General features: G+C 56.6%; 1 pseudogene. It reads right to left on the bottom strand.

Going from position 1 to position 258, the window contains the following annotated elements:
• Positions 1 to 70: pseudogene (locus BST12_RS34080) on the bottom strand (hypothetical protein); the annotation flags it as partial.
• Between the last annotated feature and the right edge of the window lie 188 nt (positions 71 to 258).

Raw genomic sequence — 258 nt, 5'->3', positions numbered from 1 at the left:
CGCCTTGCACATTGAGTTTGTTGTCCACCGCTGCGGCGGCATCGGCCAAGAACGCACCCGTAAGTATCACGCCGCTGAACCTACCGCGCCGCAGGTGGACAACATGCCCAGGGGTAGCACGGGGCGGCAGCGCCCTTGGTGACAAATTATTCAGTGCGACGGCATATCTCGTCTTCTATTTCGTCAGCGCGGACTATATCCTATTACTACTATCGCTACCGACAACTGAATTCCTCGCTTAGATCTCGTCGTTGGGGC

This window comes from Mycobacterium angelicum (assembly GCF_002086155.1).
Classification (GTDB): Bacteria; Actinomycetota; Actinomycetes; order Mycobacteriales; family Mycobacteriaceae; genus Mycobacterium; species Mycobacterium angelicum.
The sequence above is the reverse complement of the archived record's forward strand: the minus strand, read 5'-3'. Positions and strand labels throughout refer to the sequence as shown.